The sequence below is a fragment of the Bifidobacterium sp. UBA744 genome, assembly GCA_002298605.1.
In the GTDB taxonomy this organism is placed as follows: domain Bacteria; phylum Actinomycetota; class Actinomycetes; order Actinomycetales; family Bifidobacteriaceae; genus Bifidobacterium.
On the sequence record DBKS01000018.1, the window covers coordinates 48,539 to 56,262 of the forward strand.

A 7,724-nucleotide genomic window follows, 5' to 3' on the forward strand; every position below is an offset into this window, starting at 1 on the left:
GCTGCCGAACAGGCTGTCCGGCGGGATCCGGAGCGCCATACGGATAGGGGTTGCAACCCGGGTAGTCGCCGCGCATGGCGCCATACTCCGGCCTCTGCGCCTGCTGGTTTTGACGCTCCGAATCGTTCATAGTGTCCTTACAGAAGTTCCGACGCCGGACTAGGCGCGCAATTGCGCACCCAACTCAGCGGCCTTGTCGACGATGGCCTTGCGGATGGATTCGCTGTCCTCGGCGCTCAGCGTGCGATCGGCGGCGCGGAAGGTCACCGCATAGGCCAGCGACTTCTTGCCTTCGCCCACCTGATCGCCGGTGAACACGTCGAACAGGCTGATGGACTCGAGGTTCTCTCCGGCGGCTTCGGCAATGGCCGCCTCCAACTGGTCGGCGGTCACACCCGCATCCACCGTGAACGCCAGATCCTGCTTCACCGGGGGGAAGGTGGAGATCGGCTTGGCCTGGAAGGGCTTGTCGTCCAGCGAGGCGAACAAGGCGGTGAGATTCAGCTCGAAGGCGGCGCTGTGCGCCGGGAAGCCCAACGCCTCGTCGACATGCGGATGCAGCTCGCCAACCGTGCCGACGGACGTTCCGTCCGGCAGCACCACCGAGGCCACGCGGCCGGGATGCCACTGGGCGGGTGCATCCGCCGGGGCCGGCTGCACCAGACGCAGCCGGGCGCCAAGACGGTCGCCGATGCGCCGCACGGCCTCCACCGCGTCGGTCCAGTCAACCGGGCGACGATCCTTCAGCCAGCCATCATCGGTTGCGTTACCGGTCAGGATGCCGGCAACGTAGTCGGGCTGCGTCGGCAGACCGGCGTCCAAGGCGGCGAGATCGTCGTCGCTCGGGCGCTGGCCGCCAGGCAGCGAGGGGATGGCCGGTGCGGTCGGATCGAGCAGATAGACATGACCGATCTCGTACAGGCTCACATCCTCCAGCCCACGACGCAGGTTGCGCTGCACGGTCTGGGCCAGGGTGAGCAGCAGGGAGCGGCGCAGGAACTTGCGGTCGCCATACAGCGAATTGACCAATTCGACGCTATGGGCCTTGGTGTCGTCCGGATCATAGCCGAAGTTCTTGTAATCCTCGTCGCCGACGAACGGGTAGCTCAGCGTCTCCACCAAGCCATATTCGGCCAGCGTGTTGGCCACCCAGCGGCGACGCCGCTGATTAAGCGTCAAACCGCCGTCCGCCATCGTCGCCGCGGCCGGGACGCGCACCGGAATCCGGTCATAGCCCACCAGACGGGCCACTTCCTCGACCAGATCGCAAGGCTCGGTCAGATCGGGACGCCAGCTCGGCGGGGTCACCAGAAACTCGCCATTGCCGCCTCCGCCCAGCACACAGCCGATGTCGCTCAACACATCGGAAATGGTGTTGAGATCCAAATCCAGGCCGGACAGGCGCTTGACCTCGCTGGCCTTGAAGTGGATGGACTTCGGCTTCACCGTATTGTTCAGATCCACTGGATGCGAAGAGGCCTTGCCGTTGCCGTAATGGGTCAGCAATTCGGCCGCCATTTGCGCGGCCGCGGGCTGCAGCTGCGGGTCCACGCCACGTTCAAAGCGTCGGGATGCCTCGGAGGGGGTCTTATGACGGCGAGCGGAACGTGCAATCGACACCTGGTCGAAATGCGCGGCCTCGAGCAGAATGTTCTTCGTCTCCGCGGTCACCTCGCCGTACAGACCGCCCATCACACCGGCCAGACCGATGATGCGGGAGCCGCGCTGGCCGTTCGGGGAATCGGTGATCAGCAGATCCTCGTCGCTCAGCTCATGGTCCTTGTGATCCAGCGTGACCAGATGCTCGCCCGCCTTGGCGCGGCGAACCACAATCGGCCCCTCGAGCTTGTCGAGGTCATAGGCGTGCATCGGCTGACCGAGATCCATCATCACATAGTTCGTGACGTCCACGGCCAGGGAAATGGGACGCATGCCGGCGCGGGTGAGGCGGCGGCGCATCCAATGGGGGCTTTTCGCGGAGGGGTTGAAGCCTCGGATCGCACGCGCATAATAGCGGTCGCACCCCACCTGGCCGTGGATCGGATTGTCGTCCTCCACGAACACATCGACGTCGTGCCGGATGGAGGGGTCGACCTGATCGGCGGACAGATCGGGAATGCGCTCATTGAGCCTGGTCACCGGATCGGTGAAGGCGGCGCCGGTGGAGTGATGGAATTCACGCGCCACGCCACGATAGGAGAACGCGTACCCACGATCCGGGGTGATGTTGATTTCGAGGATCGGATGGTTGAGATGCAGCAGTTCCATCACGTCGTCACCGGGCTTGAGCGCCTCATACTGCTCGGCGGTGAAGCCGTAGTTGCGCAGCAGGATGATGCCGTCATGGTTGTCGCCCAATCCGAGCTCGCGTTCCGAAGCGCACATGCCATCGGAAATATGGCCGTAGGTCTTGCGCGGTTCGATGCGGAAGTCACCGGGCAGCACGGCGCCCGGCAGCGTGACGACGACCTTCTCGCCGGCGGCCATGTTCGGCGCGCCGCACACGATGCCGCGCGGCACCTTGTTGCCATTCTCATCGGTGGCGTTGTACCGGTCTCCCACGTCCACATGGGTCCAGCTGATGGTCTTGCCGTTCTTCTGGGGCTCCTTGACGCAGTCGACCACGTAGCCGACCACGATCGGGCCGGTTACGTCGGAGGTGTGGATCTCCTCCTCCTCGAGGCCGACTTTGACGAGATCCTTGGCGAGCTGCTCGTAGGTGAGATCCCCGGGAACCTCAACATGCTCCTTGAGCCAATCGATATCTACCATGGGCATGTCTGATCACTCCCCCATCACAAATTGTTCGCTGAATCGCACGTCGCCCTCCACGAGGTCGTGCATGTCGTTGATGTCGTGGCGCAGCAGCAGCGTGCGCTCGATGCCCACGCCGAACGCGAAGCCGGAATAGACCTTTGGATCCAGACCGGCGGATTTGAGCACGTTCGGATTGACCATGCCGCAGCCGCCCCATTCGATCCAACCCGGACCGCCCTTCTTGTCGGGGAACCACAGGTCCATCTCGGCGCTCGGCTCGGTGAAGGGGAAGTAGCTGGGACGGAGCCGGGTTTTGGCGCCCTTGCCGAACATGGCCACGGCGAGCTTGTCCAGCACGCCCTTGAGATCGGCCATCGTGAGATTCTTGTCGACGGCCAGCGCCTCGCACTGGTGGAACACCGGCGAATGGGTCGCGTCGAGCTCGTCGGTGCGGAACACGCGGCCGGTGCAGGCCAGATACAGCGGCACGCCATGCGTGATGAGCGAACGCACCTGGTCGGAGGACGTCTGGGTGCGCATCACCATGTTGGACCCCACGAAGCCGGCGGCGTCCCTGGCCTTGTCGCCCTTGACGTAGAAGGTGTCCTGCATCTGGCGGGCGGGATGGTCCGGGCCGAAGTTCAGCGCGTCGAAATTGTACCATTCGGTTTCCACCTCGGGACCATCGGCGATGATCCACCCCATGGAGGTGAAGAAATCCTGGACGTCTTCCATAAGCTTGGCCAGCGGGTGACGCGCCCCGAGGGTATGGCGTTCAACCGGCTGGGTCATGTCCACGGTCTCGGCCGCCAACGCGGCGGACTCCTCCGCCTCCTTGACCTCGACCTCGCGGGCGGCGAAAGCACGGCCGAATTCGGCGCGCAGCTTGCCCATGAGCTTGCCGGCCTCTTTCTTCTGATCGGCCGGCAGCGAGCCGATGGCCTTGCTGGCCCGGGTCATCGCCGAATCGGCGCCCGCATACTGCGTCCTCAGCGCCTTGAGTTCCTCCGTACTGGAGGCTTGCCGGATTTTCTCGATACCTTCGGTGACCTGCGTCGTCACCAGTTCAGCGTCGAACAGCCCTGCTTGTGCCACAAGAAACCTTTCGTTTTGCCTTCAAACCGCGTCAAATTGTCCCAGCACGACTAGACATGAGCCCTCATCGCCAGGCTCATCAGCAGAATCGCCGCGCTGGTGCCGAGATTCAGAGATTCCGCCCTGCCATATATCGGAATCGACACAATCCGCCGAGCCCGTTCGAGTTCGCCGGCGTCAAGCCCCCGGGCCTCGTTGCCGAACAGCACGGCCTTGGCGCCCGCGAGCGCGTCCGGATCGGCCAGCGCGTCCGGCAGCGGCTGCGGGGCCCGGCCGGGGGTCCCGTAGACGTCGGCGGCCCACACCTCGATGCCCCGCCGGGCGCAGAAGCCGAAGAACTCGTCGGTTCCCATCGTCGTCACGGGAATATGAAACAGCGATCCCGCGGTGGAACGGATCACCTTGGGGTTGAACCGGTCCACGCAGTCATCGACCAGGATCATCGCCGAGCACCCCGCGGCGTCGGCCGCGCGAATCACCGTACCGGCATTGCCCGGGTCGCGCACCTGCCAGCATGCGGCGACGATTGCGTCGTCCGGCAATCGCAGGTCGTGCGCGTCGACGGACATGACCGCCTCGGCACCCACCGCGACGACGCCCTGGGAGTCCTTGCTCAGGCGGTTCATCACCGCGCCGGAGACATGATGGACATAGATGCCGGCCTCCCGGGCCTCCTCCTCGATGCGTTCCACCGTTCGGTTCATGGGACGGACGGGGCCGGACCCCACGGTCACTTCGACGTACAGGTCCAGCACCGCTTCCGGACGGTACCGAACCGCCTCTCGCACGGACTGCGGACCCTCGATCAGGAAGCGGCCGACGCGTTCCCTGGTTTTACGCGAGCCAAGGTCGGCCACGCGCCGCACCCGGTCGGCTTTGGGATTGTCGATAACTCTGGTGTCGATTGGCATACATGACAGCCTAACGCCGAGGCGTTACTTCCCCGCCCTCCCGGCAAGGCCAGGCGACGCGCACCATCACCCGCCCATGAACGAGAAGGTTCCGGCGGCGGCCGCCGCGAGCAGGGCCACTGCGGGAACGGCCAGGCAAACGCCGAGGAACAGCGTGTCCCGCGTTCCGGCCACGCTCACGCGGGCATGGCTGCGCGGCCCGTCACCGCCGAATCCCCTCGATTGCATGGCCGTGGCGAGCGTCGTGGATCGCCTGATCGACAGCACCAGCAAGGCGAAGGCCTGCGGGACAAAGGATTTGATCCTGCTGTCGTCGCCCAGGCCCCGGGACCGGCGCGAGGCGGTGAGCGCGGCCCAATCGTCCTGCAGCACGGAGGACAGCCGCATACCGGCCAAGCCGCCGTATACAAAACGATCAGGCAGCCGCAGGATCTGGCTGAAGGAATCCGCCAGATCCGTGGCGTCGATGCCCAGCACGGTGATGACCGCGGGAATGCCGATGGCGAGAATCCTCACCGCGGTGGCGACGGCGAGTTCGGCCGAACGGTCGGTGACGTGCATCAGCCCCCACTGCCACCATGTGTTGCCGCCCGTTTTGCCATAGAGCAGCACGGCCAACGCCGATGTGGGGGCGCCTATCCAAACGGGCCATGTCGATTTCACCACCCGCCACGGCGACAAACCGATGGCCGCCAACAACGCGAATTCGACGCCGACCGCCACGCCGGCCGATACCCAGTCCAAACTGAACAGCAGCGGAACGGAGACCAGGAATCCGCCGATCAGGCGGTATGCGGGATTAATGGAGGCCATGATCCTCGAACGGCTTGCCTGTTTCGCAGGCTCGGTGCGCAGGTTGATCGCGCTGACGGGAATCCGGATTCCGCCGCCGTCATGCCATTCGCCGACGGAATCCGCGGACCGGGAGTCCGAAGCGGGCACCAGCTCAACCAGTCGGGCGCCCAGCGCGGTCACCAGGTCGCGATCATGCGTAACCACGATGATGCTCACGCCATCGCCGCGCAATGTGTTGATCAGCGTGACGATTTGCATCCAGGTCCGTCGATCCTGCCCGAACGTCGGCTCGTCCAGCAACAGCACCTTCGGTGCGGCGGCCAGCGCGGCGGCCACGGTCAACCGCCGTTTCTCCCCGCCCGAAAGCGTATAGGGATTGGCATTGGCATACTGGCTCAGGGAGAATCTCCTCAGCAGGTCGCGAGCCCGCGAGCGCGCCTCGTCCTCCCCCACGCCGCAACGCCTCGGGGCGAGCATCACCTCCTCCAACACGCTGCCGGTGGCGAACTGGTGCTCGGGATTTTGGAATACATACGAAATCCTCGACGCCAGGTCCGAGGAACGCCATGCGAGCGGCGAGTCGCCGGCCAATGCGCCAGCAAGCGACGGCGACGCCTCCACCCTGCCGGCCACCGGTTCGAGGAGCCCGGCCAGCGTGAGCGACAACGTCGACTTGCCGGCGCCGTTCGCCCCCACCAGCGCGGTGATCTGCCCGGCGCAAAACTCCAGATCGATGTGCTCGGCGATCGCGACGCCGTTTCGCCCAACGGACAGGTCCCGCGCGGACAGCACCACCGTCCCGTCGCCCCTCGCCGGATCCGCGCTTGGCTCATCCGGCGTGTGGATCCGCGTGATTGCGTCGCCGGGACCGCGGTACCGCTCGGGCACCCATATGCCAAGCTGCGCGAAGTCAAGGGACCGATCGTTGAAAATCTCGTCAGGCGCACCGTCCGCCACCACAACCGTGCGGCGGAACCCGGAACGGTCCACCTCGCCATCGAGCCCCCGACGGGCCACGCGTGCGGCGACCTGGTCGTCGGTTTCCAGCCCCAGCACCACCACGCGATCCACCAGGTCGATCCACGGTCCGGCGCGATGCTCCACCAGCACCATCGTCGAATGACGGCGTTCCAGCGCATCGCGCACCGCGGCGACGATCTCGCCCACGCCGTCGGGATCGAGGTTGGCGGTCGGCTCGTCGAGCAGCAGCACGCCGGGGCGCATGGCCAGCGCCCCGGCCAACGCGAGCCGCTGCATCTGCCCACCGGACAGGTGCATGGCGGATCGATGCAATTCGACACCATCCATACCGACGGCGGCCAACGCCTCGCGCACGCGCCGCCAAATCTCCTCGCGCGGCACGTTGAGATTCTCCGGGCCAAAGGCCACGTTGTCGCCGACGCGCCGAAACACGGTCTGGGCGTCGGGATCCTGCAGCACCAGGCCGACGCGACTCGTCGCCCGGTGCACCTCGACGCCGTCGACGAGGACGGCACCCTCGGTCACGCCTCCCTCGCCGTCCCCGCCGGCTCGTCCATCGGATCCCAGCAGCCCGGCCGCTCCCTCGAGAATGGTGGACTTGCCGATTCCCGACGCGCCCAGCAGCAACACGCGCTGACCAGCCTCAATGGTGAGGTTCAGGTCTCGGACGGCGAAATGCCGGCGCGAGGCATGACGGTACCCCCATCCCCTGAAGACCAATGAGGCATTGTCCTCATGCGGCATGAGCGTCGCCCAGCTTGGCCAGCAGCAGCGCCTCGGCGATCACGTTGTTGCGCAATCCCTCGATGCTGACCGACTCATTGGGGCTATGGGCATTGGCCTGCGGATCCTCGGGACCGGTCACCAGCACCTGGGCGTCGGGGAACAGCCGCTGCAATTCGGGAATGAACGGGATGGAACCGCCCTGGCCCTGGTTGATCGGCTCAACGCCAAATGCCTGCCGCATGGCGTCCAGCGCATCCCTGGTAGCCTCGGCGTTCGGATCCATGGCCCAGCCCATGCCGCATTCGCCGGGCGTCACCTCGACCTTGGCACCAAACGGCGCGTGCCCCACCAGGAAATCCGCCATCGCGCGCTGCGCCTCCTCCGGGCGCTGGCTGGGCGCGGTCCTCAACGACAGGCGGAACGAAGCCTCATGATCGATCACATTGAACGATCCGTCGA

At 65.7% G+C, this 7,724-nt stretch carries 5 protein-coding genes; all 5 read right to left on the reverse strand.

All coding sequences use genetic code 11. From position 1 onward, the window contains the following. Positions 1-159: 159 nt before the first annotated feature. Positions 160-2,778: a phenylalanine--tRNA ligase subunit beta gene (pheT, locus tag B2994_RS01980; protein ID WP_291526724.1), complete on the reverse strand. Its 2,619-nt coding sequence runs from the start codon at positions 2,776-2,778 to the stop codon at positions 160-162. A gap of 6 nt (positions 2,779-2,784) precedes the next feature. Beyond that, positions 2,785-3,852 carry a phenylalanine--tRNA ligase subunit alpha gene (gene pheS, locus B2994_RS01985; RefSeq protein WP_291526725.1) on the reverse strand — a complete coding sequence of 356 codons (1,068 nt, stop codon included), beginning with the start codon at positions 3,850-3,852 and terminating at the stop codon, positions 2,785-2,787. 50 nt (positions 3,853-3,902) lie between these two features. Next, positions 3,903-4,763 (reverse strand): TrmH family RNA methyltransferase, encoded by an 861-nt coding sequence (locus tag B2994_RS01990; protein ID WP_291526726.1) that lies wholly within the window; start codon positions 4,761-4,763, stop codon positions 3,903-3,905. 66 nt (positions 4,764-4,829) lie between these two features. After that, complete coding sequence (locus B2994_RS01995) at positions 4,830-7,283, reverse strand: ATP-binding cassette domain-containing protein (protein ID WP_291526727.1); 2,454 nt, start codon at positions 7,281-7,283, stop codon at positions 4,830-4,832. Beyond that, a partial coding sequence (locus B2994_RS02000) for a M20/M25/M40 family metallo-hydrolase (protein ID WP_291526728.1) occupies positions 7,273-7,724 on the reverse strand: 452 nt, incomplete at its 5' end. The genes B2994_RS02000 and B2994_RS01995, both read right to left, overlap by 11 nt.

Coding starts and splice junctions, on each gene's coding strand:
- pheT (WP_291526724.1), bottom strand. CDS start 2,778: ATGCCCATGGTAGATATCGATTGGCTCAAGGAGCATGTTGAGGTTCCC.
- B2994_RS01990 (WP_291526726.1), bottom strand. CDS start 4,763: ATGCCAATCGACACCAGAGTTATCGACAATCCCAAAGCCGACCGGGTG.
- B2994_RS01995 (WP_291526727.1), bottom strand. CDS start 7,283: ATGCCGCATGAGGACAATGCCTCATTGGTCTTCAGGGGATGGGGGTAC.